Genomic DNA, 26747 nt, shown 5'->3' with positions numbered 1-26747 from the left:
AATGAAAAAAGTAATCCGAGTATCGCTAATCGCCTGTGCGATTGGTTTTTCATCTATGAGCCAAGCAAGCTTGCAACAGGAGATGAACCAGTTGTTTGGTTCAATGACCAACACCACTGCGCCTGGTGTATTCGAGAGTCAGCGGCGTGGCGTTATATCTGGAGGAAGCGTTGTTGTTCGTAACAGGATCATGAACGAGAACCTCGTCTCTATGGTGCCACCGTCATTCCAAGCCGGTTGTGGCGGCATTGATATGTTCGCGGGAAGTTTGTCATTTGTTAACGCGGATCAGTTTGTTCAATTACTTCGCTCTGTTGCTGCAAACGCCAAAGGATATGCATTCCAATTGGCGCTCAGTGCTATGTGTGAGAAATGCTCCCAGCACATGGAGACACTGCAAAAGAAAATCCAGCAGTTGAACGAATATTTTGGCAATTCCTGTCAAATGGCTCAGGGAGTCGTGAACGATACCCTAGCTGCTTTTGGTAAGAAGGGGCAAACAGAGGCCAGCATGTTGAGCTCACTTAAAGGGGCTGGAGACATTTTTACCAGTTGGAGTGAATCCAATGGTAAGAACCCATATGAGAACGCTTCGAGTGTCGCGGCATCTGATGTGAACAAAACGATTAAAGGTAATTTGGTTTGGCGAGCATTGAAACGTCACTCGGCATCAAGCTGGTTTGCATCTGGGGATGACCGTTTTCTTGAAGCGGTTATGTCCGTGACGGGCTCGATCATCGTTGGTGATTTAGCGAATGCGGCTGATGGTCAAGGTAAAGCCCCAAAACTGACCAGACTGAATGGCAATAAAGTGACTATTGAACATCTAATTCATGGCGGTAACGTCGCTATGTACCGATGTGACACAGTGACGCAAGACGGTTGTCTGAACCCAATAATCACTAACGTGACTCTTACCGGGTTATCAACTCAGGTAGAAAATTTACTTCTTGGTACAGGTTCTAGTAACGGCATTATTTTTAAGTTTGCTCGAAATACAGGGGCTGCTAGCGCCACCGAAAAGGCTTTTATGACCTCGGCTCCTGCCAGCATTGGGGGCATGATTCGAACTCTTTCTGCATTAAATGAAGGGGCCGCTAGGTCGTTTGCTTCACGAGCGGCACCATTTATTGCTGTTGAGATGGCCCGAGCATTAGTTGAAGACATGCTCAATGCAGCTAGAAGTACCTCCGGTGTGGAAGATCATGCCTATGCGAAGTTATTAACGGAAGACCTTGAACGTGCACGTCGCCAAATCAATGAGGAGTACGCCGCGTTGCAGCGAAGATACGGCTCAGAGCAAGAGTTGCTGGCACATTTTAACCAGGTGATACAGACCATTCGCAAACAGCGTTATTACACCGTTAAATCTACGGCGCTGGGGGAATAGGTCATGTGGGAAATCTATTCCATCGGGGATTCGGCTTTTTTAGAGCAGGTCCTGAACGCTGTCGCGATGATCACTGGTACAGGCGATTTTACTTCAATGGTTCGCATTGGCTTGCTCATTGGGGTATTGATGGTCTCTGTCCAGGCCTTAATGCAAGGCGGTCGTGGGATTAACTTTCAACACGTTTTAGTCTCATGGCTAGTCTTTGCAACCATGTTTGGACCCAGTACCCGAGTGAGCATTGAGGATGCGTACACCGGACAAGTTCGAGTGGTTGATAATGTGCCCATCGGTGTTGCTGCCGCAGGTAGTACGATTTCGACTGTTGGCTTTCAAATCACGCGATTGTTTGAAACCGCCTTCTCAACTCCCGCGATGACGGAATACGGCTTTGCATCCAGTTTACAGTCACTGATTAAAGTGAGAAAACAGGTGATGGATCGCTCTGGGTTGGGTGATGCAAATCGTGTCGGCGGCTCGGACATCGAGCAATCGTGGTTTAACTACATCAAAGAGTGCACCTTGATTGGTATCGACATCGGCCAAAAGAACCTCGATCAGGTGCTGAGTGATCCTAACCCGATGACAGCGATTAGGTTTGATTCGCGCATTTATGGCACTCGAATCATGCTCAGTGGTAGCAGTAGCGATCTGGACTGCACCGATGCCTATAGCCAACTGAAACTCATGACAGAATCAACCTTCATTCCAAGGCTTAAACAGGTTCTGTCAGCCTCATTGGGGACTTCGTCAGCAACGGACACTGATGACGTGATCCGAAATGCACTGAATAACCTTGGTTTGGCTTCGGTTAACACCCAAGAGTATATGACCGCGTCAGTGCTTTTGCCTATTTATGAGCAAAGCGTGACGGGCAAGTATATGGATGATCAAGCTTTCACCGCAGCCGTTATGGTTAACCAAGCGATTGAGCAGCGTAATACGCAATGGGCGGCGGAGCAGACCCTGTTCCAGAGTATCGTTCGTCCGATGATGACGTTTTTTGAGGGGTTCATTTACGCCATCACCCCATTGATGGCCTTTGTGATAGCCCTTGGCCAAATCGGGATGCGAATGGCTGGGAAGTACTTGTTAATCCTGCTTTGGATTCAACTTTGGATGCCTGTCATGGCCATCATTAACCTGTATATTCATTTAACCGTTGCAGGGAAAATGTCTGCTCTTGATGCCTTTGCAGGTACAGAAGTGCCATCTTTTGCTGGGATGATGCAGATGGATTCAGTGCTGCAAACCTGGATAGCTACTGGCGGCATGTTGGCGTCGAGTGTTCCGGCGATTTCGCTCATGCTCGTTTATGGCTCAGCAATAACCGCTACCCACTTGGCTGGGCGTCTACAAAACGGTGATGCCATTGATGAAAAGCTGGCAAGTCCAGATGTCGCGAAAAATGCCCCGGTAATGCAATCACAGTCAATGTTCCAAAATTCAGCCCTCACTGGTTCTGCTATGACCGGCGCGTCAAACCTACTAAGCAGTTTCTCTGTCGGAAACGCAGTGGGTTCAATGGTCGGCTCTGCAAAAGAATCCATGACTCAGGCAACTCAAGCCTTTAGCCGTCAGGTTGGCAATACCATGAGTCGAACCTTTGGTGAAAAGCTAAGTTACGACAACCTTTCTTCGGTTGGACGTCAGATTGGTTCTTCTAACTCCGCATCTAGCGCCGTTGTTAATCAGGTTACTGATGACCTGCAAACTCGGTATGGTTTTGGAGACGATAAAAAAGATGCTGTACGTGGCTTGGTATCGGGCGTGCTATCGGGAGGCCTAAGGGTCGGTGGCGATGGAACCATTACTAATCCCGGTGAGAAAGAAGTTGCTGATAAGGGCTTTCTTGGAAGGCTTCTTGGTACTGGCGGCAATGATTCTCCACAGGGCAACTTGCCAGGAGTCGATAAGCCAGACTCATCTCGTGTACCAAAACTATCAAGGGTACGAGCAGGGCTGGATTTAGGTGGTAACTTTAGTGGCCAAGTTGAGTCGTCAGAAGGCAGTTCTCGATCTACGACCGCAAATACGCTCACTGGGGAGATGCAAAGCTTGGCATTAAGTGATTCACGACGTGCTGAGTATCGCGATGCGATGGTTAAGGACCTTTCAGATTCAAGACGTTCTGGCGTTGAAATGTCGTTGTCTAACCAAGACTATCAGTCACTTCAGAGTTCAGCACAAGACGTTGTCACGGCATCAAATCGCTTTAGTGAGCTTGATCAGGCCAGCTACAGTCTATCAGGACAAAGAAATACTGATGGTGCGACGTTAACCCGATTAGCGGCGGACAATCCTGAAGTCATGGATTATTTAGGTCGCTATATGAACCAGCATGTTGAAGCAGGTAACCGTTTACGTGAAAACCTTCCAATGTATCAGCGCTTGCTACCTGATGATAATCAGGCGTATGTAGCGGCAGCTATGGAGTCTTTAACCTATAGCAACTCTTCAACGCCCGCTGAACGCGACAATGATTATCAAGCTGCAATGACGGTTATGGCCATGGCTACCGGAGCCGATTTACGATCAATTCAGCCGCGCTCAAATGAAGGCTTGTCATCAACTGCACCTACTTTTGGTGGTACTCAAAGCCAAGTTGAATCGGGTGTATTGGGCGGCTACGAGGATGCAGCAACAGTTCAAACTCAGTTCAACGCAGCTCAATCGGCTTACCAAACCAATCTGTCTGGTATAGATGGACAGTTGAATGCGCATCAGCAGCAAGCTCAGCAGGCCGTAGCTACTGACACAAGTACCTATCAATCTGGACTAAACAGTGAAGCTGGATCTCAGTGGCGATCACGCATTATGGCTGATGATAGCGGAGTTTCTGGTGCTGAAATGTTCTTCAACAGCGCCAGTGCTATTGGTGATTTCAGTGGCAAGCATACTGATGCAGCTCTGCATACCTTGAATCACTTTGGCGAAGACTATGAGAGTTACAAAGAACAAGCGCTTGAAGATCCTGGCTCACGAGGTTTCTTGCACAACGCAACGGTGGCCAGCAAATCAACCTGGGATGGGTTAAAAGCCGCCGTTGATGCCGGAACCTCTTTGGAAAATCCATTGACGGCGTTTAATGATGCATACAGTGGATCGAGTTCGCAGTATGCCTCCGAAGTAAACTGGGGCACTAAGTCTGAAGCCATGTTGGCGGGGGCATTTGGTGCGGCAGTTAACAATCGATATGGTGAGTTCTTAGAACAGTATGCCGATGATTTCAAACAGGAAGCATACAGCGAAGGGCAGAGAATGGGATTGACCCCGATTCAAAGTCAAGTGTTCGCTCAAGCTTTCAATGAAGGTTTGGCGGGACGCGTATTCAACTCTGAAGACTCATCGAGTTGGTCGCCTGAAATGCTAGGTCTAAGGGAGCAAATGCTAAATGAGTATCGTCAAAAGGATGAGAGTGGCGCTTACATCCCTGACAGTGTGTCTGAAGAAGATAAAGCATTTGTGGATAAGCAGATAGCGGTGATCTCAAATGCATCGCTTGCGGGAGATTATGCTCAGAACAACTTGATCGATATTAGGGCTTATAACCAGGCATCAGGAAGGAACTGAAAATAGAAGGTAGCCAGCTTGTGGTTGGCTGGCTATTTTTTTGGCTTTTTGGGATACCTTGGATAAAAGCCATCAAAAAACGAATGGAGCTTATACCAATACCATTTTTCTTCAATGCTCAAAGTTCTACCCGAATCTTTAACTTGGCTACTCAAGAATCTAATTCCAGTACAAATAGCTAAGAAAGAGAGTCCCAAACCAACAATTGTCCAACTCGCTTGCCAATATGCGATTGCTACAAGCATAGTGATTATGGCTATAAGTCCGATGGGATTACAGGTCGCTTTGAAACCCAAGTAGCTGAAAAAAACGACGGTGCAGAACAGAAATGGCAAAGCCGCTAACTTGGCAGATGCCGTTAATATTTCTGAAGGAAAGAAATGAGCCGCAGCCAAAGTCGCCAGAAAAAGCCCCAGTGATATAAACCAGCAGCGTGCTGGTAAAGATTTAAGTAAGTTTGTCATCTTCTTAGTACTCTCAAAGTGCACGGGAGGTGCACAATCAAATCATGCATCTGCATGTTAGTTCTCAAAAAGTGCTCTAGTGGTTTGCTCGGCCATAATCTCACACACAGGACATTTAAGCTGAATGCGCTGTTGTGATACCGTCAAATACAGACTGCCGCATCGACACCGGTGTAAGGATGCAAGCTGTGATCTTAAATCACGAGCTAGAACCCAACCTTCATTGATGGTCAGTTTTTTCCAGGGGATCTCAGCTGGAAGATCTGCTTCTTTTCTTGCAACCAAATACGCATCGTAAGCCTTCATCAAAGCATCGATATTTAATTGCTTGTAGACATTATCACCACCAATATTGACATAAAGCGCCATAAGCAGGGAGCCTTCAACTAATGCTCTTCTGCTTTTGACGATGGCATCAGATTCTGGCAATTGACCAGGACAAGGTGACTTGCCAGTCACTTCTTTGTGGAGCCTTCTGATAATGTGGATTGGCAAACCTGTATCGAGCGCGATAATGGTTGTTCGAAATCCGTATTTAATAAGCAGCGAGGCTCGGGTAAATAGCTCACTTTTGGACAGGTTATCAATCATGCATCCCCCTTGTTGTTTAGGGTTGATAATAAATAAGCGATTCTTGGGATACCTGTGCCTTTGCTCTTCACCATCTCAATCAGTTGGCTTTGGTTACCCCTTGGTTGAAACAGCATGAATGATGAGGTCGCCACTCGTTGCAGGTCGTCAACACCAGCATTAATCAGAGCATCAACCACGTCGCGTGTAAGTCCAAAGCGCAAGACGGCCTCTTGCGGATCAATTCGCGCCAATTCTCGTGCTGCGTGTAGGTACGCCAAATTTAATTGATAGAAGTCTTGTTGATTGGTTGTCATTGACGGACCTCCAGTTCATGTAAAATATTGCGATAGATAGAAAGCACTCTTTGCCCATACCAGCGTGCACGCTCTTCGTTCCAACTGTGATAGCGGCCTATGCCAAGCTCTAAATCATTTGGTGAAGACTTGATTGCTTCGGCCAAAATACTTGAGCCGACCGTAAGGTTGGTGATGGGGTCTAGCAGTTCCGCTGCTGAGCTCACCCGATGCCCATGCCAATGCAAATTGATTTGCATAAGGCCAATATCGAGCTGATATTTTTCAGTCTCTTGCAGTGCCTGGTTTAACAGTTGCTCTGCTTCTGTCTTAGATTTGGCGTAGGTTGCGTTTGAACCATTGCGAATTGCGTATGGCCATGGACTGGTCATGTTGAGACCACGATGTGAGGCCGACTCAGCCAAGGCAACGGCGTAGAGCATGACTGGATCAATACCAACGCTATGTGCTGCTTTTTCCCACTGATAGCCCGGAAACGCATAGACTGAAGTGCTTGCGGACATGGCTATCACTAGGGCAATGGTTTTTGCTTTAATCGTTTTCATTTTTGTCCTCTAATTGATTTCCGAGAAGCGCCTGAATGGCTTTCGGGCTTATTCTTTTTAATGGCACTGCGCTAAAGTCGGCGATGCCTCTCGTATAAACTTGTGCCGCTTTTGACCAGTCGCCTACGGCAACCGGCGCTTGCATATCAAATCCTTTTTGCTGGTTCTGATGGTCTGCAATACCCTGTAATAGCCTTGGGTATTCACCCACTTCGTCCCGCAGCAAGTAAGCCTGGTAGCGTGTTAAAAACTCTTTTTGCTTAAAGGGGTATTCCCTGTCATCAACCTTGCAGAGTTCAACCCATCCACCCATGTCTGAAATCACGCGGTGGATAAGCGCATCGTCAAACATCACGGATGTCCAAGCGCCAACCTGACGAACAGCCTTGTCAACTTTGTTCCAAGCAACCATGGCTCTTGAACCTGAGTTGCCGTCGATATGCTTGATGACGTCAGCGGGCTTTGGAAAAAATTGCCCAGTATCCGGTGATTGAATATGCCGAGTCAGACCGATTCGCACTTCTTCAATGCTATAAGCACGAAGGGCTTCAAATGCGATGGATAGCAATTGCGGTGATACGCTTTTGCCATACATGGCCCAAGCTGCTCCCCAAATTTCAGCAAACTCGCGTTTATCAACCTCCTGCACTTGAACGAACCTCCCGAATACCTGGTCCGGCCCAGCTTTCAGCAATGCGGCGATTGCTTTCTTCAATATTCAATTGGTGATTGCTGCCCTTTAGGCTCGTCGATGATTGCTGTACTTCATCAATGCGAACGTACTCGTCTTCCCATTGCCGGTTTAAAAGCCAGTTATGTGGCATAGGGGTCTTAGTCCGATCTTGATACTGCAATCGGTTGTCTCGTTGCTCTTTCCAGCGTGTTAGCACTTCCAAGGCGAGTTCATGGTCTTCATTGAGGCCCATGCGTAGCCATTCTTCTTTGGCTTTCGCTTTTTTTTCTTTGCGTATTTGTACATCCCAGAAGTCTTCAAACTGTATCTGGTCAACAGTTTTAACTGTTGGTTTATTGCTTCTCTCAGAGTCATCCGACCGTTGAGAGTCCCTTACCGGGTTGCCATCAGGCATAAACAATGATGAAAATTCTTCTGGAAGCCGAGCTTGAAAAGCGGCAAGAGATTTCAAAAGCGATGCCATACCAACGAAGTCGGCAGGTACATCTTTAAGCAACCGAAAGGCTGCCTTACCTTGGTTTGGGTTTTCGATTGGGTTGTGCTTCAGAAAGCTTCGAATCAAAGTCCAACCAGATCCCTCGCAACGAATCAGGAACTGATCTTGTTCTAACTCACTTAACGCCTTGGCAACCTGTTGCTCATCCCAGTTCAAGTCAGAAGCAACGTAACCAATCGGCAGTCGAAAGCAGCCAAGCAAATTACAATGTGGGCATGTAAGCAAATACAGTCCTAGCAACTTCGCAGAGTCACTCCAGGACAAAACGTTTTGCTTTAGCCAAAAGCGGGTATAGACCTTGCCATAATCACGCATGGAGGTACTCGCTTCTGTGTTTACGTAAAATGCTGACCATTACTTGCCCTTAATCCTACTGGTTACTGGCTTTCAGCTCGCTTGGGCATTCGGGATAGATGTCCGGTCTTAACTGAGATCGGGTTACCTGTCCTTGCGTAGCTTGTTCGATGGGTAAAACGAATTCAGCGGGAACACGCCCTGATTTATTCAACCAAAACCAGACGTTTTGCTGTTTTGAGTTGATGGCTCTTGCTAATGCTGATTGCCCGCCGACCAAGTCAATGGCACGGCGGAGATGTTTTTGTGTCGTTTTGAACACTTCCATACCGTCTCCTATTACAATAATAACTGTTACAAGATTGAATGTTACAGTTTAAACTGTAGATAAGTCAACAGTTAAAATTGTTGAAAGACTACAGTTTTATTTGTAGAATGCGGGCTTATGAAAACTTTATCCGAACGACTAAACCATGCCTTGCAGCTTACTGGGGTAACTCAGTCTGAGTTGGCTCGTCGCATTGGTATCAAACAGCAGTCGATCAGCCAGATTTGCTCTGGTAAATCGGCTAGGTCTCGTTACACCATGCAGATCGCGGAGGCGCTTCGCGTGAATGCTCATTGGCTCGCCACAGGTGATGGCGAGATTGGCTTGGGGGTCGGTAATGTAGAAGTCGGGCCTGATATTAAGGGAAGAATTCCTCTCATTAACTGGGTTCAGGCCGGTGATTGGACTGAAATAGCGGAGGGATTTGCCCATGAAGATGCTGAGGAGTGGCGTGAAGTCACTGGGAAAGCACATGAGGGTTGTTTCGCACTTCGCGTAAAAGGCGACAGTATGGAAAATCCAAGCGGAAAAAAATCCATACCTGAGGGGGCAGTGATCGTTGTTGATCCTGAGTTACCTTACTCTTCAGGTTCATTGGTTGTTGCGCGTTTGGATGATTCGAAAGAAGCAACCTTTAAGCAGTTGGTTATTGATGGTGAACAGAAGTATCTAAAACCTTTGAACCCGCAATACCCTGCAATACCGATCAACGGCAACTGCACCATCATCGGTGTAGTACGACAAGCTATCATCGATTTCTGGTAGCGAAGGAATTTGTGGTTTAGCCACAGTTGTTCATTAGCTGAAGAAGCAACGATTGCAAACAGCTACAACTGAGCATTGGTGCACGCTGAGAGTAAATGGTAACCGATTAGATAACCATTGATTGTTTATAAAGTCAAGATCAGCGAAAATAGCGGCCAATTACGATTAACACGACGGATTTGACAAGCGAAGAACTGAAAAGAGAGTACTTCCAAAAGTGTGTACAAATCCGTGTACAAACTAAAAGAATTTATACATGGCAAACCAAGATTTTCTTAATGAAATCAATAAGCGAAGGACCTTTGCTATCATCTCTCACCCCGATGCGGGTAAAACCACAATCACTGAAAAAGTGTTATTGTTCGGGCATGCTATTCAACGGGCTGGTACGGTAAAAGGCCGGGGTTCTAACCAGCACGCTAAATCCGACTGGATGGAAATGGAAAAGCAGCGTGGTATTTCGATTACTACCTCTGTCATGCAATTTCCTTATAACGATTGCCTTGTTAACCTACTTGATACCCCAGGGCATGAAGATTTCTCGGAAGACACTTACCGGACGTTGACTGCGGTTGACTGCTGCTTGATGGTTATTGACTCAGGTAAAGGGGTTGAAGACCGGACACGTAAACTGATGGAAGTTACTCGCTTACGTGATACGCCAATCTTAACATTCATGAATAAATTGGACCGTGATATTCGCGACCCAATGGAATTAATGGATGAAGTGGAAAACGAGCTGAAAATTGCCTGTTGCCCAATCACATGGCCTATAGGTTGCGGTAAATTATTCAAAGGTGTTTACCACTTACTGCGTGATGAAACCATCCTATACCAAACAGGTCAAGGCCATACAATTCAAGAAATTCGCATTATTAAAGGGTTAAATAACCCTGAATTGGATGCTGCTGTGGGAGACGAACTGGCAGCCCAATTACGTGATGAACTTGAGCTTGTTCAAGGCGCATCCCATGAATTTGACCATGAAGCATTTTTGCAAGGTGAGTTAACCCCGGTATTTTTTGGTACGGCTTTAGGTAACTTTGGTGTTGACCATATGTTAGACGGGCTAGTCGAATGGGCTCCACAACCACAAGCGCGTAAAACAGATTTGCGTGAAGTGAAAGCAACAGAAGAAAAATTTACGGGCTTTGTGTTCAAAATCCAAGCTAATATGGACCCGAAACACCGTGACCGTGTTGCATTTATGCGTATTGTTTCAGGTACTTATGAAAAAGGCATGAAACTACGTCAAGTGCGTATTAAAAAGGATGTGGTAATTTCTGATGCCTTAACCTTTATGGCTGGTGACCGCTCTCAAGTTGAGAATGCTTATGCGGGGGATATTATCGGCTTACATAATCATGGGACTATCCAAATCGGTGATACCTTTACACAAGGTGAAGAGTTGAAGTTTACGGGTATCCCTAACTTTGCACCTGAATTGTTCCGCCGTATTCGTTTACGTGACCCATTAAAACAAAAGCAACTGTTAAAAGGCCTTGTTCAACTTTCGGAAGAAGGTGCGGTACAAGTTTTCCGTCCGTTAACCAATAATGACTTAATTGTTGGCGCGGTCGGTGTGTTGCAGTTTGATGTGGTAGTGGCACGCCTGAAAAGCGAGTATAACGTAGAAGCTATTTACGAAGCCGTAAACGTTTCTACAGCTCGTTGGGTTGAGTGTGACGATGCGAAAAAATTCGAAGAATTTAAACGTAAAAATGAGCAAAATTTAGCACTTGATGGCGGTGATAACCTATCTTATATTGCGCCAACAATGGTGAACTTAAATCTCACTAGTGAACGCTACCCTGATGTTAGGTTCCGTAAAACACGCGAACACTAATACGTTTTTTCTCTCCCGCTACTAGTTTTGTAGCGGGGGATCTTCTTTCGACCTTCTTTTAAAGCCTATTTTTCTGTTTTTTATCGCATTTGCATCAAGAATATTCTGTCTTTGTCTTCTTTCTCTTTATTTTTAACGTTTTTTTACTTAGGCTATATTATTAGTTAGTCCATCACAGTGAAAGGAAGGTTTTTTATGAAAAAAGCAACGCTATTAAGCTGTTTGGGGGTTATTGGGTTGAGCTGGGCGCTCACGGCTTGTAGCTCATCATCAGATAGCGCTTTGAAAAAACAAGCTTCAGAAACGTGGGACAGCGCGTCAAAAACCGTTGAAATGGCGGGTAAAGATACAGGAAATGCAATTTCGAGCGGTGCAAAAAATACGGGTGAGTATATTGATGACTCTGCGATCACCGCTGATGTGAAAGGAAAACTACTCGGTACGAAAGGTATTTCGAGTAACAATGTATCAGTGAAAACCGTTAATGGAGTGGTTTATTTATCAGGTTTTGTCACCTCGACGGATCAAATTGACAAAATTGTACTGGTGGCATCACAAGTTAATGGGGTGAAATCAGTCCAAAATGGTCTGGTGCTTGCCAACTGATTGGTAAATAAATGTATCAATAGCGCAAATTGCTGAATATTTATTATACAGATCCGTTAGAATGGGCTTTCGTTAGAAGGCTCATTCTATTTTTAGGTGGCTTGAGAGCCTTTAGTCAAAAATACAAGAAATAACGGATTAAGGGGTAGTATGGGGAAACACGTCGCAGTGACATTGGGCACTATTGAGCCCCTCGCATTTTTAGACAACATTAACTCGGGGAAAACCGCACTGATATGTGAAGGTGGTGGGCAACGAGGGATTTTTACTGCGGGCGTACTGGACGAGTTTTTAATTTCCGATTTTAATCCTTTTGACTTAATGATTGGTACCTCTGCTGGGGCACAAAATCTTTCTGCTTATATCTGCGGCCAAGCAGGTTATGCACGACGAGTGATTACTCGCTATACCACCAATTCTGCTTTCTTTAACCCACTACGGTTTATTCGTGGGGGGCATCTTATTGACCTTGACTGGTTAGTTGAAACAACGGCAAAAGAATTACCATTGCGGATGCAAGCAGGGCTTGAATTACTTGCATCAGGGCGCGAGTTCTATATGGGGACAAGCCGCAGCGATGACTTTATGGCTGAGTTCTTACAACCTACAGCAGATTCTTGGTTAGATATTATCCGTGCTTCGAGCGCTATTCCTGGTTTTTATCGAACAGGTGTTGAGCTTGGTGGGACTTTGTACCTCGATGGTGGGATCAGCGCGGCGGTTCCAGTTGAAGAGGCTTATCATCGTGGTGCTGAGACGATTGTTGTGATCCGTACAGTGCCATCACAAATGTATTTTACGCCTGAATGGGTGAAAAGAATGACTCGCTGGTTAGAGGGGGATAGTAATGGCTTGCAGCGCATGGCTGCAATGTTAAAAATTCACCTTAAAAGCTACCGTAAGACGCAGGAATTTATTGAAAATCCACCTAAGGATGTACAGATCTTTGAAATTTACCCACCGGTTCCACTCAAGAGCAGTGCGCTGGGAAGTAAAGTTTCTTCATTGAACCAAGATTATCATACGGGTAGACGATGCGGCCGCTATTTTATGGCGGCACTTGGGGATGCGTTTATTGAAAATAGGCGTAGATTTAGCCGTACCTTAGAGCAAAAAATAGAATTAAACCCGATTGATATACAAATCGAGCCAGAAGAACATCGAGATTTAGTCCCTACAATGGCTACACAGCCCCTAAAAGGGATGCAAGCTAGTGAGAAGCTAGATGGATAATCTGCGGTTTATTGACACCCATTGCCATTTTGATTTCCCACCTTTCAGTGATGCATTTACTGACAGTTTAGCGCTTGCTAAGCAAAATGGGGTGAGTAAGATTATTATCCCAACTGTCAGTGTCGATAATTTTGCACGCGTGTGGCAACTAGCACAGCAGCACTCATCGTTGTATGCCGCGATGGGCTTTCACCCGTTGTACTTAAGCCAGTATCAAGATCAACACATTGATATTTTAGTCGATTACCTTAATAAAAAAGATAAAAACTGTGTGGCGATAGGGGAGATAGGGTTAGACCTTTACATGCAAAATCCACAGTTCGAGCATCAACAAAAAATACTTTCTGCACAATTAAGGCTGGCAAAACAATTCGATTTACCTGTTATTTTGCATTCACGAAAAAGCCACGATCAGCTAGCGGCGATATTGCGCCGTATGGATGTCCCTGCTCGTGGTGTTATTCATGGCTTTGCAGGGAGCTTATCTCAAGCGCAAGCTTTTGTTAAACTTGGCTATTATATTGGTGTTGGTGGGACGATTACTTATGAAAGAGCCAATAAAACACGTAATGTGATATCTAATTTACCCCTTTCCTCGTTACTGCTAGAAACGGATGCACCGGACATGCCAGTGTCAGGTTTTCAAGGCGAGCCAAATCGGCCAGAACGTATTCAATGGGTTTTTCGTGCATTATGTGAACTTCGCCACGAATCCCCCGCAGAAATTGCCCAACAACTTTACAACAATAGTTTGTCGTTATTTAATCTAACGGAGTAAAACCGCAAATAAACGATAAATAATATTTATGTAAGCTTGCTACCTATCTATTTTGCTCCATTCATATTTTGCTTTGGTTGATGAGATGTTTAGTGCCTTTCCAGACTAAACCGAGTCTTGTTTGTGATTTTTGTCACATTATTTGAATTTTTATTGTTTATTGCACCACGTATTTGTGATGAGTATTGCGGGTTATTCATGATGACTAGGTATAATCATCAAACTAAGAGACAAGGTGACGTACACGTTTCCTTATATATCAATTTAAAATCAAGTGAACAGGGATCCTTCCATGCAGCTCATTATGAGTATTATAGGAATGGCGGTGCTTATCGCGATAGCCGTCCTATTTTCTAGCAATCGCCGGGCTATTCGACTCCGCACAGTCGGTGGTGCATTTTTAATCCAACTTGTTATTGGCGCATTTGTCCTTTATGTTCCCGCGGGGCGTAGTGTGCTCCAAGGAATGTCTGACGCTGTTTCTAAAGTTATTGGTTATGGTCAAGATGGGATGAGTTTCATCTTTGGGGGCCTTGTTTCCGATAAAATGTTTGAATTATTTGGTGGCGGCGGCTTTATTTTTGCTTTTCGCGTGCTGCCTATCATCGTCTTTTTCTCATCACTGATTGCGGTTCTATATTACTTAGGCATCATGCAGTTAGTGATAAAGGTATTAGGCGGTGGTCTGCAAAAAGTCTTAGGAACCTCCAGAACAGAATCGTTATCAGCCACAGCGAATATCTTTGTTGGTCAAACAGAAGCGCCACTGGTGGTACGTCCATATATCGCAACAATGACAACATCTGAGCTATTCGCCATCATGTGTGGTGGTTTGGCATCTGTTGCAGGGTCAGTATTGGCGGGTTATGCTCAAATGGGCGTCCCAATGGAATACCTGATAGCTGCATCCTTTATGGCAGCGCCGGGTGGGCTATTATTTGCCAAGCTGATGGTACCAGAAACAGAAGATGTTAAAGACAGAGTTGATGCGACGGATTTAGTTGCTGAAGACGAGCGCCCTGCCAACATTATTGATGCAGCCGCTTCAGGGGCTTCATCAGGGATGCAACTTGCGCTGAACGTGGGTGCAATGTTATTGGCTTTTATCGCGTTGATCGCGTTAATTAATGGTATTTTAGGTGGAATTGGTGGCTGGTTTGATTATCCTCAATTATCACTGGAGCTATTACTCGGTTGGTTGTTCGCACCGATTGCATTTCTCATTGGGGTGCCATGGAGCGAAGCGACAGTCGCAGGGTCTTTCATTGGCCAAAAAATTGTTGTGAATGAGTTTGTTGCATTCATGAACTTTGGTGAGTACATGAAGGCAGATGCTGAGGTTTTAGCCGCGGGTAAACAAGTGTTATCTGACCATACAAAAGCGATTATTTCTTTTGCGCTGTGTGGGTTTGCTAACTTATCATCTGTCGCTATCTTATTAGGTGGGTTGGGCGGAATGGCGCCAAGTCGCCGCGGTGATGTCGCACGCTTAGGCATGAAAGCGGTTATGGCAGGTACACTGTCTAACTTAATGAGTGCAACAATTGCAGGCTTCTTCCTGACTTTAGGTGCAGCGGCAGTTGCTTGATGTTGTTTCGAGGGGCAAAAGCTGGCTCTCTTAAACAAATATAACGGAAGGGCTCTTGTCCTTCCGTTTTTAATTTGATGCGTTATATTCTTTTGTGAATTTTTATATCAATCGAAAATTTTCAACTACTCTTAACGTAGTAAATTAATGATAAAGCATGTATCGAAAAGCCATTTGAGAGAATAAAATGGCCGTCAGATTAGGTATAATTGCAATCTGTATCACATTTATTATTTTAATAATGTAACATTCAGTCGATTAATGTGATTTGTAGCACATAAAATAACGCTATTCCATGGTCTACTATCATTAGTAAGCTGCTATGGAACTGCTAGTTCTCAGAGTAAAGTTACTCTAGGGCATGATGCGGTGAGAAGGATCTCAGCTGCTCAGTTCGGAAAGTATCCGACTAGCATCTTTAAGGAACCAAGCCCGCTCGCCAACAAAGAACGTGTCGTTCTGAAGAATTAACAACGTTGGAGAGTTATATGACTGATTTAAAAGCAGCCGCACAACGCGCGCTGACCCTGATGGATTTAACCACTTTAAATGATGACGATACTGATGCAAAAGTGATCGCATTATGCCATCAGGCGAAAAGCCCAGCAGGTAATACAGCTGCAATCTGTATTTATCCTCGCTTTATCCCTATTGCACGTAAAACATTACGTGAACAAGGTACTCCAGACGTCCGTATCGCGACAGTAACGAACTTCCCTCATGGTAATGATGACATCGAAATCGCATTAGCTGAAACTAAAGCGGCGATTGCTTATGGTGCAGATGAAGTTGACGTGGTTTTCCCATATCGAGCGCTGATCGCGGGGAATGAAAAAATTGGTTTTGATTTAGTGAAAGCCTGTAAAGAGGCTTGTGCTGCGGCAAATGTGTTGTTGAAAGTGATTATTGAAACCGGTGAATTAAAAGAGGCAGCATTGATCCGCAAAGCTTCTGAAATTTCAATTAAAGCTGGCGCTGATTTTATTAAAACATCAACAGGTAAAGTGCCTGTTAATGCGACATTAGAAAGTGCAGAAATCATGATGCAAGTGATCCACGATATGGGCGTAGCCAAAACGGTTGGTTTTAAACCGGCTGGTGGCGTTCGTACTGCAGAAGAAGCAGCAGATTACTTAGCATTAGCAGGAAGAATTTTAGGTGACGATTGGGCTGATAGCCGCCATTTCCGTTTTGGTGCATCAAGCTTATTAGCAAATTTATTAAATACGCTAGGTTTTGACGTTAAAAAATCAAGCAGCAATTATTAATTTTCGCAATATTGTTAACCGATAAATTCGACTTTAAAGGAGTATATCGTGTTTCTGGCACAAGAAATTATTCGTAAAAAACGCGATGGTAAACCACTAAGTGAAGAAGAAATTCGTTTCTTTATCAATGGTGTTCGTGATAATTCAGTATCAGAAGGTCAAATTGCTGCATTAGCAATGACTATCTATTTTAATGATATGACGATGCCTGAACGCGTTGCTCTGACATTGGCAATGCGTGACTCAGGGACAGTTCTTAATTGGAAATCACTTAACCTGAATGGCCCATTAGTCGATAAACATTCGACTGGTGGGGTAGGCGACGTGACTTCACTGATGCTTGGCCCTATGGTTGCAGCGTGTGGTGGTTATGTTCCGATGATTTCAGGCCGTGGTTTAGGTCATACTGGTGGTACATTAGATAAACTCGAAGCAATTCCAAATTTCGATATTTTCCCTGATGATTCCCGTTTTCGAGACATTATCAAAGACGTAGGTGTTGCCATTATTGGCCAAACAAACTCATTAGCACCTGCAGATAAACGCTTCTATGCCACCCGTGATATTACGGCAACAGTTGATTCAATTCCGCTGATCACCGCATCAATTTTAGGTAAAAAGCTGGCGGAAGGCCTTGATGCTCTTGTTATGGACGTCAAAGTTGGTTCCGGAGCATTTATGCCGACTTATGAAAAATCCGAGCAACTTGCAGAATCGATCGTTAAGGTCGCAAATGGCGCTGGTTGCAAAACAACCGCGTTATTGACTGATATGAATGAAGTATTGGCATCAAGTGCAGGTAATGCGGTTGAAGTGCGTGAAGCCGTACAATTTTTAACAGGTGAATACCGTAACCCACGTTTGTATGAAGTGACTATGGCACTGTGTGTTGAAATGTTAGTGTCTGGATCATTAGCGGCTAATCGTGATGAAGCACGCCAGAAGTTACAAGCGGTATTGGATAACGGCAAAGCTGCTGAAGTCTTTGGGCGCATGGTTGCGGCTCAAAAAGGGCCAGTTGATTTTGTTGAAAATTACAATAAATACCTACCAACCGCAGTATTAAGCAAAGCGGTCTATGCACCAAAAGACGGTATTGTCACACATATGGATACCCGTGCATTAGGTATGTCAGTCGTGACGTTAGGTGGGGGACGCCGTAAAGCGTCAGACCCAATTGACTACAGTGTTGGTTTGAGTGATATCGCGGCGTTAGGCTCTAAAGTAGATACACAAACGCCATTAGCTATTATCCATGCGAACAGTGAAAAAGCATGGGAAGACGCTGCGAAAGAAGTGCGGGATGCAATGGTGATTGGAGATAAAGCTCCACAAGAAACACCGATGGTATATCGCCAAATCAGCGAGTAATAAACAGAGATTTTAGTGGTATGTTGACTTGAATGTACCGCGGGAGAAAAAATATGAAACGCACATTTATTATGGTTTTAGATTCCTTTGGGATTGGTGCAGCGCATGATGCGCATAAATTCGGTGATGAAGGTTCAAACACATTGGGCCACATTGCAGACGCATGTGCTCGTGGTGAAGCAGATATTGGTCGTAAAGGCCCTCTTCATTTACCTAACTTAACTAAATTAGGTTTAGGTAAAGCAGGAGAAGAATCAAGAGGTTCATTCCCTGCGGGGTTAGATCCTAATGCAGAAATTATTGGTGCATACGGTTATGCAAGCGAAATTTCTTCAGGTAAAGATACGCCATCAGGTCACTGGGAAATAGCAGGTGTGCCTGTGCTTTTCGATTGGGGATATTTCTCTGATGAAGAAAATAGTTTTCCACAAGAATTGCTGGATACCTTAGTTAAAAAAGCCAACTTACCGGGTTATTTGGGTAACTGCCACTCATCAGGTACGGTCATCCTCGACCAACTGGGTGAAGAACATATGAAAACGGGGAAACCGATTTTCTATACTTCAGCAGACTCTGTATTCCAAATTGCTTGTCACGAAGAAACCTATGGCTTAGACAAACTGTATGAGCTGTGCGAAATTGCTCGCGAAGAGCTAACTAAAGGTGGTTACAATATAGGTCGTGTTATCGCTCGCCCATTCGTTGGCGATAAAGCAGGTAACTTCACACGTACTGGTAACCGCCATGACCTAGCAGTTGAGCCACCAGCTCCAACAGTATTAAAAAAATTAGTTGATGAAAAACAAGGTGAAGTCGTTTCTATTGGTAAAATTGCCGATATTTATGCGCACGTTGGTATCACTAAGAAAATCAAAGCAACAGGTATTGATGCACTGTTCGATGCGACCGTTGAAGAAATGAAGCTGGCGGGTGATAACACTATTGTATTCACCAACTTTGTTGATTTTGACTCCGCATATGGCCATCGCCGTGATGTAGCAGGTTACGCCGCTGCATTAGAACTATTTGACCGTCGTTTACCTGAGTTAATGAAACTGGTTAAAGAAGACGACATTCTGATTTTAACCGCAGACCATGGTTGTGACCCAACCTGGCCAGGTACTGACCATACACGTGAGCATATCCCAGTGCTGATTTATGGCCCGAAAGTTAAACCAGGCTCATTAGGCCACCGTGAAACGTTCGCGGACATAGGGCAAACAGTTGCAAAATACTTTGATTTGTCTCCGATGGAGTATGGTAAGCCAATGCTCTAATACCCATTACCCGTCATACTTTGAGCTGTAGCGGTGTTGGCTGCACAAAACCACCCTAATCACATACTTGTGTATGCTCATAGGGATGGTTTAGCTTGCCGCCTTGCTACAACTCAAATTATTTAGGGTAATGGCGGGGAATTAAAGGTAATGGGCAAGGCTTTGCTGTCATCTTTTTTAATAATAAGGTGGGAGACCACCTTATTAATTTAACAATATTTAATCGTTTAAAGGGAAATAATCATGGCAACTCCACATATTAATGCAGAAATGGGTGATTTCGCTGATGTCGTTTTGATGCCAGGCGACCCATTACGTGCAAAATACATCGCTGAAACTTTCCTTCAGGATGTTCGCCAAGTCAATAATGTGCGTGGCATGTTAGGTTTTACAGGGACTTATAAAGGTCGCAAAATCTCTGTTATGGGTCACGGCATGGGGATCCCTTCATGCTCTATCTATGCAAAAGAGCTGATCACCGATTTCGGTGTAAAAGTGATTATTCGTGTGGGCTCATGTGGCGCAGTGATGGATGATGTAAAACTGCGTGATGTTGTAATAGGTATGGGCGCTTGTACGGATTCGCGTGTTAACCGCCAACGTTTTAAAGAAAATGACTTTGCAGCGATTGCAGACTATGACTTAGTCCACAATGCGGTTGAAGCAGCAAAAGCAAGAAACGTGAATGTGCGCGTTGGTAATTTGTTCTCTGCGGATCTGTTCTATTCACCAGACCCTGATATGTTTAAAGTGATGGAAAAGTACGGCATTCTGGGGGTTGAAATGGAAGCTGCGGGTATCTATGGTGTGGCGGCTGAGTTTGGTGCGCGCGCATTAACGATTTGTACCGTTTCTGACCACATCAAAACGGGTGAACAAACCACGTCAGAAGAGCGTCAAACTACGTTCAATGAGATGATTGAAATTGCATTAGATTCAGTGCTATTAGGCGACAAATAGTCGTTAGATGTTTTCATGATGCACTAAAATGCCACCTATTGTGTGGCATTTTTTATCGCTATTTTTTGATTCTACTCATCATCACGGCATCGACATATTGCCCATCACGAAACGCATAGTCTCTCATGCGGCCTTCGAGTTCAAAGCCAAACTTTTCATATAGCCCAACACCACTGCCATTTGCCGCAAATACTTCTAACTCAATACGGCGCACATTCAACCAGTTATCGCAATAATCCACCATCACTTGCATCAGTTGTGAGCCAATACCTTTGCCTTGGTGAGCTTCACTGACGGTAATACCGAAAGTGGCGACATGGCGACGGCGCACTTGGTTAGGCTGACTAATGACTAGCAAACCTACAACTTCCTTATCAATAGTGGCAACAAATTGTGTTACCAACGGATCACTCGTGCCTAGCCGGGCTTCCCATATTTTTTCGCTTGGATAAGGAAGCTGCAATGTGTTGGCATATGCCGAATAGTCAGCGTGCATTTGGGTGATTGCAGGGACATCGTCCAGTGTTGCTCTGCGGATGGTTACATTATTCATATAGAATCTCTTTATCGTTATTTATTATAAGAATATTAATCACATTAAAACGATAATCTGTCAATCGATAGTCATCAACGTCATGAAAGGCATTACAAATTGAGTGACTAAAAATAAACAAAATCGCTATCTGATATCACAACATAATAAATAGATATACGATTTTGGCTATATAGCGTTCAGTAATTTATTCAGAGGAATTATCATGCTTGAATCAATGAGTAAAAAAAATTTTTTCACTAGTTTAACAATGAAAAAAGTTCACATAAAGAGTGCTCCGAAAAAAATTAAAAAATATGTTACTAAACAAATTAAAAATATTAAACAGACTCCAACATTATCGCCCATAAATCTAAGAGAAAAGAATAAAAATAATATTGATGATATTAAATATGCAGAGCCACCTCTTCACGGTGTATTGAAAGGTAATAATCTAACTCAAGTTGGACTTGAAAGAAATGAATATAGAATAAGAGTCATTAAGAGGACGAAATGGCCGCCATTGATGGAAGCGATTACCATTCCAAATGAAATAGAAGAAAATTTCTATAGCTTATTGAAAAATAATAAAGTAGACAATAAAAGCATTGATCTCATTAAAGAAACAATTAGAGAAATGAAAAAAACGAAATCTTCGGATGACGTTGTTATTAAAATTTATGACTTTTATGAGCTTTTTATAGATAAAGAATATGTTACAAATGAATTCATTGTTAGCTATTTAAAAGAACCAATGGAGATAGCTAAAAATACACAATGTACTGATTTAAAACCTCTTCCTCCGCTACCAAAAGAAACTATAAAAATACCAGAACCGATTGATGTTGCTAATCAGTTATATAATAAATTAACTGAAATAATTTCTAAAATGAGTAGAATAAAAGATGTTCCCGATAAGCTATTTATTCACTTTAGAGAGAATGTTTTGAGTTTGAAGAGAGAAGAGAAACCAGAAGTATTTATTAAGAAACTAAATGAGTTATACGAATATGCATTTGAGATCTTACCGCAGGCAACGCTGAATAGAATTGAGAGTAATCTTGGTGATTATATAAAAATAGAGACTGCAATAGTCAAGCCTGTCCGTATATTCGATGATATCAAGATGAAACCTAAAAGCTTACGGGAGCGATTATTAAATACTATTGAATGTAAATTGTTTTTTTTCATAAAAAAAATAAAAAAAGCTTATTTAGAGGTAAAAAAAATCTTTTGTTTTTGAATAGCAATAATGATAGTGCGGAATAAAAAAGCCAACAATATATTGTTGGCTTTCTAACCTTAATGACTAAATTAAGGCGTCATCATAAACACTTTTGAATTCTGCCCTAAATATTGACGAGATAAACGATTAATATCCTTAACCGTGAGTTGATGAATAATACTTTGCTGTTGGTTTAAACGCTGGTATTGCCCATCATCAGCGGCAATCTGTGCCAGAGCTTCGGTCCAATAACTTGAACTATCAGTGACTTGTGCATTTTCTGTCAGCCAAATATTTTTCGCTTCGGTTAATTCTTTTTCACTCACACCGGTTTGACGAATTTGCCCAATCGTTTTTTGGGCAATTTGCGTCATTTCCTCAGCACGTTCTGGAGAGGTGGTGAAATTCAAGCGAGCAAGGTAATAAGGCTGTGGTTTTTTCGCTAACATTTGTGAAAAACCGAGCGCATAGATACCACTGGCTTTTTCTCTTAACTCACCACGTAAACGCTGACTAACAATCGTATCAATCAGTTGTATTGCAAGTTGGTCTTGCTGTGACCACATCGCAGGTGAGGCGAATTGAATGCTGACCATGCTTTTATCACTACTACTGATGGGATAAGTTTTATTAAAACTGGCCATTTTTGGCATGATGCCTTGGTCACGAGATTTTAGTTTTTGGTCGCTCGCAGGGAGAGATGCCAACCACTTTTCTAATATTGGTTTGAGGTCACGACTGTTTATGGCCCCTGAGATAACCAACGTCATATCTGCTGTAGAGGTCACTAGTTGGCGGTTGGTTTTTTGCAACTGTTGCGCCGTAAATTGTTGCCAGCTTCCTTGTGGTTTGATGACTAATAGTTCGCCGTGGTGATAGCTTTCTTGATTAATATTATCGAGGAAAGTACGTTCTACGGGGGTTTTGGATAGGTTCAATATTAAGGATTGTTTTTGTTGTTCTAATTTCTCACCGCTAAATTGCGGTGCGGTTAATTTTAAATGCAACAATTGCAATGCGGTTTCTAAGTTATCAGCTGGCGCTTTACCACGAAAACCGTGAGTCAGTAATTCACTATAAGGGCGCAGAGAAATTTGGTTTTGTTTAGCAAATAAAGCCAAATCACGAGCACTGTAGTTACCGTAGCCACTGCTTTCTGGCAGCTTCAACGCCCAATCAGTTAACCCCGAAGTTTGAGCCGTTTCTAAAGAACGCCCTCCCGGAAGCTGCAAATTAAACTGAATATCATCTTTCAGGTTTTTATCTGCCTTAACAATTACCTGAATGCCATTGCTTAATGTCCAATGTTCTGTTTTTTCAACGGGCAGCTTAGATTGCTCAACAATATCACCTTTGGGAACTTGAGGTAGCTGTAATTGAATCGCTTTGGAGCGCAACGTAAATGGTCCTGGTGTGCTTTGGCGTATTTTAAGCCATTGCTGATTAAATGCCGATTTGTCCATTGTCGTGGCATCAGTATCGGGGCCAATTAATGCTAAACGCGGGGAGGCAGTTTGTAGGAACTTAGCGACATGTTGTTGTAAGTCCTGCGGTTTGACAGATTTTATCAACTGGTAGCTGTTATCTAACTGCTGGCGTTTATTCCACATTGGCATGTCGTATTCAAGTGCCGTTGTCAGTTGCCCTGCTATATATTCATTGCTATAACGTTGCTCTGAAGCCGCTTGCAGGCTGAATTTTTTCAGCATGGCTTGTTTGGCCGTTTCCAGTTCTTCAGGAGTTACAGGCTCTGTGGCTAAGCGCTGCAATTCAGTGAATAACAGTTGGGTTGCCCCGATGTAATCGTTACCCTTTGGATGAATAATCATCAACTGTTGAAGGCGTCGGTTATCTAGCATCGACCCTTGCTCATTGATACTAATGGAGGGCAAGATGCCATTATCGACTATGACGGAAAAGCGTTGATTTAAAATGGCTAACCAGAGGTTATCTAGTAAATCTTCGGATTGTCCTAAGCGCGTATTTAGCGGCGCGCTGACATCCTTTTGTAACGCAAATTGCACATAACGCGCCCCTTGCTCTTTATCAAACACCCCTTGCACTAACATATTGGTTGAATGGGCGAATTGTTTCCATTGTGGGTTATCTTCTGCCACTTTTTCGGGTTTAGGGAGTGCAAATAAATTATCAACCTGATTGCGTATTGATGAACTATTAAAATCACCAATAATTAATAGCGACATTCGTTGAGGTTGATACCATGTTTGATAATAGTTTTTCGCTTGCTCAATCGGGGCATTGCGTACGATATCTAATGAACCTATGGGGTTGCGTTCAGCGTAACGGCTACCGTGGTAACGTAATTTTTCTAAACTATCGTTGATGCGATAGCCCATTCCTTGGCGTAAACGCCATTCTTCGATAATCACTGGACGTTCTTTTTCAAAAGCATCTTGGTCAAATGTCATATTTGACGCCCAATCTGCCATTACTTGTAAGCCAATGGCAACTTGTGCTGTCGAGGCTTCTGGTAGTGATAATTTATATAGCGTGGAATTTAAACTGGTGATCGCATTAACATGACTACCAAGTTTTAACCCTTGGTGCTCAAGCTGCTTGAAACCGGTCGTGCCCGGGAAGTGTTTGGTGCCTTTAAAGGCCATATGTTCAGTAAAGTGCGCAAGGCCAAGCTGCTGTTCATTTTCTTGTAATGAGCCACTGCCGACTAATAAACGCAGCTCAACGCCCGGTTGATTACGTTGTAGAAGGTAAACTTGCAGTCCATTCTCAAGCTGATAGTGCTGAAGGTCATTGCGCACTGGTAAGCGGTTGTTTGAGGTTGGGTTGGTGGATACACAACCGATAACCGTTAGGCTGGCTATTATGGTGAGGGCTATTTTATGAAGCATATTCAGGTGTTCCTGTATTCAAAAGGTCTTTACTCACAGGTTCGGTGAGATGCAGTTGTTGTTCTGCAAACTGAGCAACAAAGCTTTGATGGCTTACTAAGACAATGGCACTGTCATGCAACTCTGCTTTTAATAGGGCGATTAGCTCTAAAGCACTGTTCTCATCAAGGGCCGAGGTTGTTTCATCTAATAAAAGTAGTTTTGGTCGGTTGAGCAATAAACGCGCAAACATAATCCGCTGTTGTTCCCCACCAGATAAACGGTTATTCCAATCGGTTTCGAGTGCTAGTTGATGATGCAGTTTTTCTAAGCCAACTAAAGTTAACGCATATTGAAAATCTTGCTGACTGAATTGAGATGTCGTTTTAGGGTAAGCCAGTAGGTTATCCAAACGACTTATGGGCAGATAAAGGCGCTGTGGAACCCACATAACTTGCTCTGTTCGGGTAATGGTACCGTTAAAAAATGGCCAATGTCCGCTAAGTGTACGTAATAAAGTCGATTTACCAATACCGGAACGGCCACTAATCAAGGTTAATTCGCCTTGCTTGGCGGTTATATTCACAGAATTAATTAAGCAGCGGTTGTCTGCGGTAGAAACTGATAATTTAGCCTGCAGTGGTGGCGATTTTTCGTCGAGAGTCACTATAGCCTTGTTATCGTTTTCCAATAAAACAACAAAATTATATAAACGGGAGACCGTTGCCTGCCATGCTGCGATTTCTTTATAGGCAAAAATAAACCAACCGAGTGAAGTGGCAACACTGGTAAACGCTTGGCGTAGCTGCATTAAGCCACCCAACATAATTTCACCCGCAAGGAATTTAGGAAGAGCGAGTAATACAGGTGCTAAAGCGGTGACTTGTTGATAACCAACAGTGTAGAAAGATAAGTTTCGTTCGCAGCGGATCAGGCGGTTCCAGTTACTAATAATTTCACCAAAGCGCCCCATCAGTTCTTTTCTATCTTGGGTCTCACCACGTTGCCCTGCGATGGCATCGCCATGTTGGCGACAATTAATTAATGCACTACGGTAATCAGCTTCACGGCGTTGTTTATCCATATGTAAACGGCGTAGTGGAAAACCAATCCATTGAGTAAGCGCGATACCAATTAGGGTATAAATAATACATGCCCAGAACATATAGCCGGGTAGGGTCCAGTCGCTATCGGCAAAATTAAACGATAGGCTGCCAGACAATGTCCAAAGAATCGCAGCAAATGAAATCAGCGTTAACATTGAGTGGAGGAATGTCACCACTAAATTTAATGTTGATTCAATCAGTAAACGAATATCTTCGGCGATACGTTGGTCTGGGTTATCGGGCTCTTGGGATGTTAGTCTTAGTAGGTAGTGTTTACTGTTCGGTGACAACCAACGGCTAAGTACTTGCTCGGTCATGCCTTTGCGCCAACGGATAATTAACATTTGCTTTAGGTAGTTACCCATCACGACGACAAAAATTAGTCCACTGACTAAGATCACGAAGTATTGCAATAAACCATACAGCGCTTGGCCGTCGAGTTTTTGTAGGGCGTTATAAAAGTCCCCATTCCACATATTCATTTTGACGTTGAACCAAACTGAGGACAGTGTGAGCCCAAGTGAGGCAAACAGGAGTATCCAGCACAAAAGGGCAGCACGCTGCCCCCAAAAAGGTTTAACTAAATAGAAAAATTGTTTCAGTGTCTTCATGACGTTTTATTCATTTGTTGTTTTAATTTAATGATTAATATTGTGTTAATTGCTCACATTG

General features: G+C 43.5%; 23 protein-coding genes. 13 read left to right on the top strand and 10 right to left on the bottom strand.

Annotation, left to right across the window (positions count from 1 at the left end):
• Nucleotide 1 precedes the first annotated feature (1 nt).
• Together M1F14_RS20915 and M1F14_RS20910 are read left to right on the top strand one after the other, a co-directional pair.
• Complete coding sequence (locus M1F14_RS20915) at nucleotides 2–1390, top strand: conjugal transfer protein TraH (protein ID WP_024015936.1); 1389 nt, start codon at nucleotides 2–4, stop codon at nucleotides 1388–1390.
• Nucleotides 1391–1393: 3 nt separating this feature from the next.
• Complete coding sequence (locus M1F14_RS20910) at nucleotides 1394–4963, top strand: conjugal transfer protein TraG N-terminal domain-containing protein (RefSeq protein ID WP_064497034.1); 3570 nt, start codon at nucleotides 1394–1396, stop codon at nucleotides 4961–4963.
• A 32-nt stretch (nucleotides 4964–4995) separates the two neighbouring features.
• Here the strand turns inward: M1F14_RS20910 and eexS are convergent, their stop codons facing one another.
• From eexS to M1F14_RS20875, 7 genes are read right to left on the bottom strand one after another with little or no spacing between them, the layout of a single operon-like run.
• Entirely contained in the window at nucleotides 4996–5427 is a 432-nt protein-coding gene (gene eexS / locus M1F14_RS20905) for an entry exclusion protein EexS (RefSeq protein WP_024015938.1), read from the bottom strand.
• A 57-nt stretch (nucleotides 5428–5484) separates the two neighbouring features.
• Entirely contained in the window at nucleotides 5485–6018 is a 534-nt protein-coding gene (locus M1F14_RS20900) for a FlhC family transcriptional regulator (RefSeq protein ID WP_000566755.1), read from the bottom strand.
• Nucleotides 6015–6314, bottom strand: a complete 300-nt coding sequence (locus M1F14_RS20895) for a flagellar transcriptional regulator FlhD (protein WP_000210563.1) — start codon at nucleotides 6312–6314, stop codon at nucleotides 6015–6017. Before M1F14_RS20895 ends, M1F14_RS20900 begins: the two co-directional genes overlap by 4 nt.
• Complete coding sequence (locus M1F14_RS20890) at nucleotides 6311–6859, bottom strand: lytic transglycosylase domain-containing protein (RefSeq protein WP_024015939.1); 549 nt, start codon at nucleotides 6857–6859, stop codon at nucleotides 6311–6313. The genes M1F14_RS20895 and M1F14_RS20890 overlap by 4 nt, the downstream gene beginning before the upstream one ends.
• Entirely contained in the window at nucleotides 6846–7508 is a 663-nt protein-coding gene (locus M1F14_RS20885; protein WP_024015940.1) for a DUF6475 domain-containing protein, read from the bottom strand. The genes M1F14_RS20890 and M1F14_RS20885 overlap by 14 nt, the downstream gene beginning before the upstream one ends.
• The gene (locus tag M1F14_RS20880; protein ID WP_024015941.1) at nucleotides 7495–8364 is read right to left on the bottom strand and encodes a hypothetical protein; all 870 of its coding nucleotides are present in this window, start codon (nucleotides 8362–8364) and stop codon (nucleotides 7495–7497) included. Before M1F14_RS20880 ends, M1F14_RS20885 begins: the two co-directional genes overlap by 14 nt.
• A gap of 55 nt (nucleotides 8365–8419) precedes the next feature.
• Nucleotides 8420–8671, bottom strand: a complete 252-nt coding sequence (locus tag M1F14_RS20875; RefSeq protein WP_024015942.1) for a helix-turn-helix domain-containing protein — start codon at nucleotides 8669–8671, stop codon at nucleotides 8420–8422.
• 117 nt (nucleotides 8672–8788) lie between these two features.
• Here M1F14_RS20875 and M1F14_RS20870 point away from each other — a divergent pair, with 117 nt between their 5' ends.
• The 10 genes from M1F14_RS20870 (at nucleotide 8789) to deoD (ending at nucleotide 20363) form a co-directional block, all read left to right on the top strand.
• Nucleotides 8789–9436: a LexA family transcriptional regulator gene (locus tag M1F14_RS20870; protein WP_000854920.1), complete on the top strand. Its 648-nt coding sequence runs from the start codon at nucleotides 8789–8791 to the stop codon at nucleotides 9434–9436.
• A 256-nt stretch (nucleotides 9437–9692) separates the two neighbouring features.
• The gene (prfC, locus tag M1F14_RS20865; protein ID WP_048608475.1) at nucleotides 9693–11282 is read left to right on the top strand and encodes a peptide chain release factor 3; all 1590 of its coding nucleotides are present in this window, start codon (nucleotides 9693–9695) and stop codon (nucleotides 11280–11282) included.
• 195 nt (nucleotides 11283–11477) lie between these two features.
• Nucleotides 11478–11888, top strand: a complete 411-nt coding sequence (locus M1F14_RS20860; RefSeq protein ID WP_042849062.1) for a BON domain-containing protein — start codon at nucleotides 11478–11480, stop codon at nucleotides 11886–11888.
• Nucleotides 11889–12038: 150 nt separating this feature from the next.
• A complete protein-coding gene (locus tag M1F14_RS20855; protein WP_048608473.1) occupies nucleotides 12039–13121 on the top strand; it encodes a patatin family protein in 1083 nt (360 codons plus the stop codon).
• Nucleotides 13114–13899: a TatD family hydrolase gene (locus tag M1F14_RS20850; protein ID WP_129466885.1), complete on the top strand. Its 786-nt coding sequence runs from the start codon at nucleotides 13114–13116 to the stop codon at nucleotides 13897–13899. The genes M1F14_RS20855 and M1F14_RS20850 overlap by 8 nt, the downstream gene beginning before the upstream one ends.
• Before the next feature lie 304 nt (nucleotides 13900–14203).
• Nucleotides 14204–15487: a NupC/NupG family nucleoside CNT transporter gene (locus tag M1F14_RS20845; RefSeq protein WP_173424848.1), complete on the top strand. Its 1284-nt coding sequence runs from the start codon at nucleotides 14204–14206 to the stop codon at nucleotides 15485–15487.
• 488 nt (nucleotides 15488–15975) lie between these two features.
• Nucleotides 15976–16755 (top strand): deoxyribose-phosphate aldolase, encoded by a 780-nt coding sequence (gene deoC / locus M1F14_RS20840; protein ID WP_048608471.1) that lies wholly within the window; start codon nucleotides 15976–15978, stop codon nucleotides 16753–16755.
• A gap of 48 nt (nucleotides 16756–16803) precedes the next feature.
• Nucleotides 16804–18126: a thymidine phosphorylase gene (gene deoA / locus M1F14_RS20835; protein ID WP_071547692.1), complete on the top strand. Its 1323-nt coding sequence runs from the start codon at nucleotides 16804–16806 to the stop codon at nucleotides 18124–18126.
• A gap of 53 nt (nucleotides 18127–18179) precedes the next feature.
• Complete coding sequence (deoB, locus tag M1F14_RS20830; protein ID WP_181469075.1) at nucleotides 18180–19403, top strand: phosphopentomutase; 1224 nt, start codon at nucleotides 18180–18182, stop codon at nucleotides 19401–19403.
• A gap of 243 nt (nucleotides 19404–19646) precedes the next feature.
• On the top strand, nucleotides 19647–20363 hold the full coding sequence (deoD, locus tag M1F14_RS20825) for a purine-nucleoside phosphorylase (protein ID WP_004914779.1): 717 nt from the start codon (nucleotides 19647–19649) through the stop codon (nucleotides 20361–20363).
• A 58-nt stretch (nucleotides 20364–20421) separates the two neighbouring features.
• Here the strand turns inward: deoD and M1F14_RS20820 are convergent, their stop codons facing one another.
• Nucleotides 20422–20916: a GNAT family N-acetyltransferase gene (locus tag M1F14_RS20820; RefSeq protein ID WP_042849056.1), complete on the bottom strand. Its 495-nt coding sequence runs from the start codon at nucleotides 20914–20916 to the stop codon at nucleotides 20422–20424.
• 205 nt (nucleotides 20917–21121) lie between these two features.
• Between M1F14_RS20820 and M1F14_RS20815 the strand changes: the two genes are divergently transcribed.
• Entirely contained in the window at nucleotides 21122–22138 is a 1017-nt protein-coding gene (locus tag M1F14_RS20815) for a hypothetical protein (protein ID WP_181469076.1), read from the top strand.
• 71 nt (nucleotides 22139–22209) lie between these two features.
• Here M1F14_RS20815 and M1F14_RS20810 read toward each other — a convergent pair whose 3' ends face one another.
• Both M1F14_RS20810 and M1F14_RS20805 read right to left on the bottom strand, forming a co-directional pair.
• Nucleotides 22210–24990, bottom strand: a complete 2781-nt coding sequence (locus tag M1F14_RS20810) for a pitrilysin family protein (protein WP_042847017.1) — start codon at nucleotides 24988–24990, stop codon at nucleotides 22210–22212.
• On the bottom strand, nucleotides 24980–26686 hold the full coding sequence (locus M1F14_RS20805; RefSeq protein WP_042847016.1) for an ABC transporter ATP-binding protein/permease: 1707 nt from the start codon (nucleotides 26684–26686) through the stop codon (nucleotides 24980–24982). The genes M1F14_RS20810 and M1F14_RS20805 overlap by 11 nt, the downstream gene beginning before the upstream one ends.
• Between the last annotated feature and the right edge of the window lie 61 nt (nucleotides 26687–26747).

The organism is Providencia sp. PROV003 (genome assembly GCF_045040775.1).
GTDB lineage: Bacteria > Pseudomonadota > Gammaproteobacteria > Enterobacterales > Enterobacteriaceae > Providencia > Providencia huashanensis.
This window is presented reverse-complemented; position numbering and strand designations above follow the sequence as displayed.

Bases quoted from the DNA above. Each gene is read 5' to 3' on its own strand.
- M1F14_RS20870 (WP_000854920.1), top strand. From the start codon at position 8,789: ATGAAAACTTTATCCGAACGACTAAACCATGCCTTGCAGCTTACTGGG.
- M1F14_RS20875 (WP_024015942.1), bottom strand. From the start codon at position 8,671: ATGGAAGTGTTCAAAACGACACAAAAACATCTCCGCCGTGCCATTGAC.
- deoC (WP_048608471.1), top strand. From the start codon at position 15,976: ATGACTGATTTAAAAGCAGCCGCACAACGCGCGCTGACCCTGATGGAT.
- M1F14_RS20880 (WP_024015941.1), bottom strand. From the start codon at position 8,364: ATGCGTGATTATGGCAAGGTCTATACCCGCTTTTGGCTAAAGCAAAAC.
- M1F14_RS20845 (WP_173424848.1), top strand. From the start codon at position 14,204: ATGAGTATTATAGGAATGGCGGTGCTTATCGCGATAGCCGTCCTATTT.
- M1F14_RS20890 (WP_024015939.1), bottom strand. From the start codon at position 6,859: ATGAAAACGATTAAAGCAAAAACCATTGCCCTAGTGATAGCCATGTCC.
- M1F14_RS20855 (WP_048608473.1), top strand. From the start codon at position 12,039: ATGGGGAAACACGTCGCAGTGACATTGGGCACTATTGAGCCCCTCGCA.
- M1F14_RS20810 (WP_042847017.1), bottom strand. From the start codon at position 24,990: ATGCTTCATAAAATAGCCCTCACCATAATAGCCAGCCTAACGGTTATC.
- eexS (WP_024015938.1), bottom strand. From the start codon at position 5,427: ATGACAAACTTACTTAAATCTTTACCAGCACGCTGCTGGTTTATATCA.
- M1F14_RS20815 (WP_181469076.1), top strand. From the start codon at position 21,122: ATGCTTGAATCAATGAGTAAAAAAAATTTTTTCACTAGTTTAACAATG.
- M1F14_RS20915 (WP_024015936.1), top strand. From the start codon at position 2: ATGAAAAAAGTAATCCGAGTATCGCTAATCGCCTGTGCGATTGGTTTT.
- deoD (WP_004914779.1), top strand. From the start codon at position 19,647: ATGGCAACTCCACATATTAATGCAGAAATGGGTGATTTCGCTGATGTC.
- M1F14_RS20910 (WP_064497034.1), top strand. From the start codon at position 1,394: ATGTGGGAAATCTATTCCATCGGGGATTCGGCTTTTTTAGAGCAGGTC.
- M1F14_RS20850 (WP_129466885.1), top strand. From the start codon at position 13,114: ATGGATAATCTGCGGTTTATTGACACCCATTGCCATTTTGATTTCCCA.
- prfC (WP_048608475.1), top strand. From the start codon at position 9,693: ATGGCAAACCAAGATTTTCTTAATGAAATCAATAAGCGAAGGACCTTT.
- M1F14_RS20895 (WP_000210563.1), bottom strand. From the start codon at position 6,314: ATGACAACCAATCAACAAGACTTCTATCAATTAAATTTGGCGTACCTA.
- M1F14_RS20820 (WP_042849056.1), bottom strand. From the start codon at position 20,916: ATGAATAATGTAACCATCCGCAGAGCAACACTGGACGATGTCCCTGCA.
- M1F14_RS20900 (WP_000566755.1), bottom strand. From the start codon at position 6,018: ATGATTGATAACCTGTCCAAAAGTGAGCTATTTACCCGAGCCTCGCTG.
- M1F14_RS20860 (WP_042849062.1), top strand. From the start codon at position 11,478: ATGAAAAAAGCAACGCTATTAAGCTGTTTGGGGGTTATTGGGTTGAGC.
- M1F14_RS20805 (WP_042847016.1), bottom strand. From the start codon at position 26,686: ATGAAGACACTGAAACAATTTTTCTATTTAGTTAAACCTTTTTGGGGG.
- deoB (WP_181469075.1), top strand. From the start codon at position 18,180: ATGAAACGCACATTTATTATGGTTTTAGATTCCTTTGGGATTGGTGCA.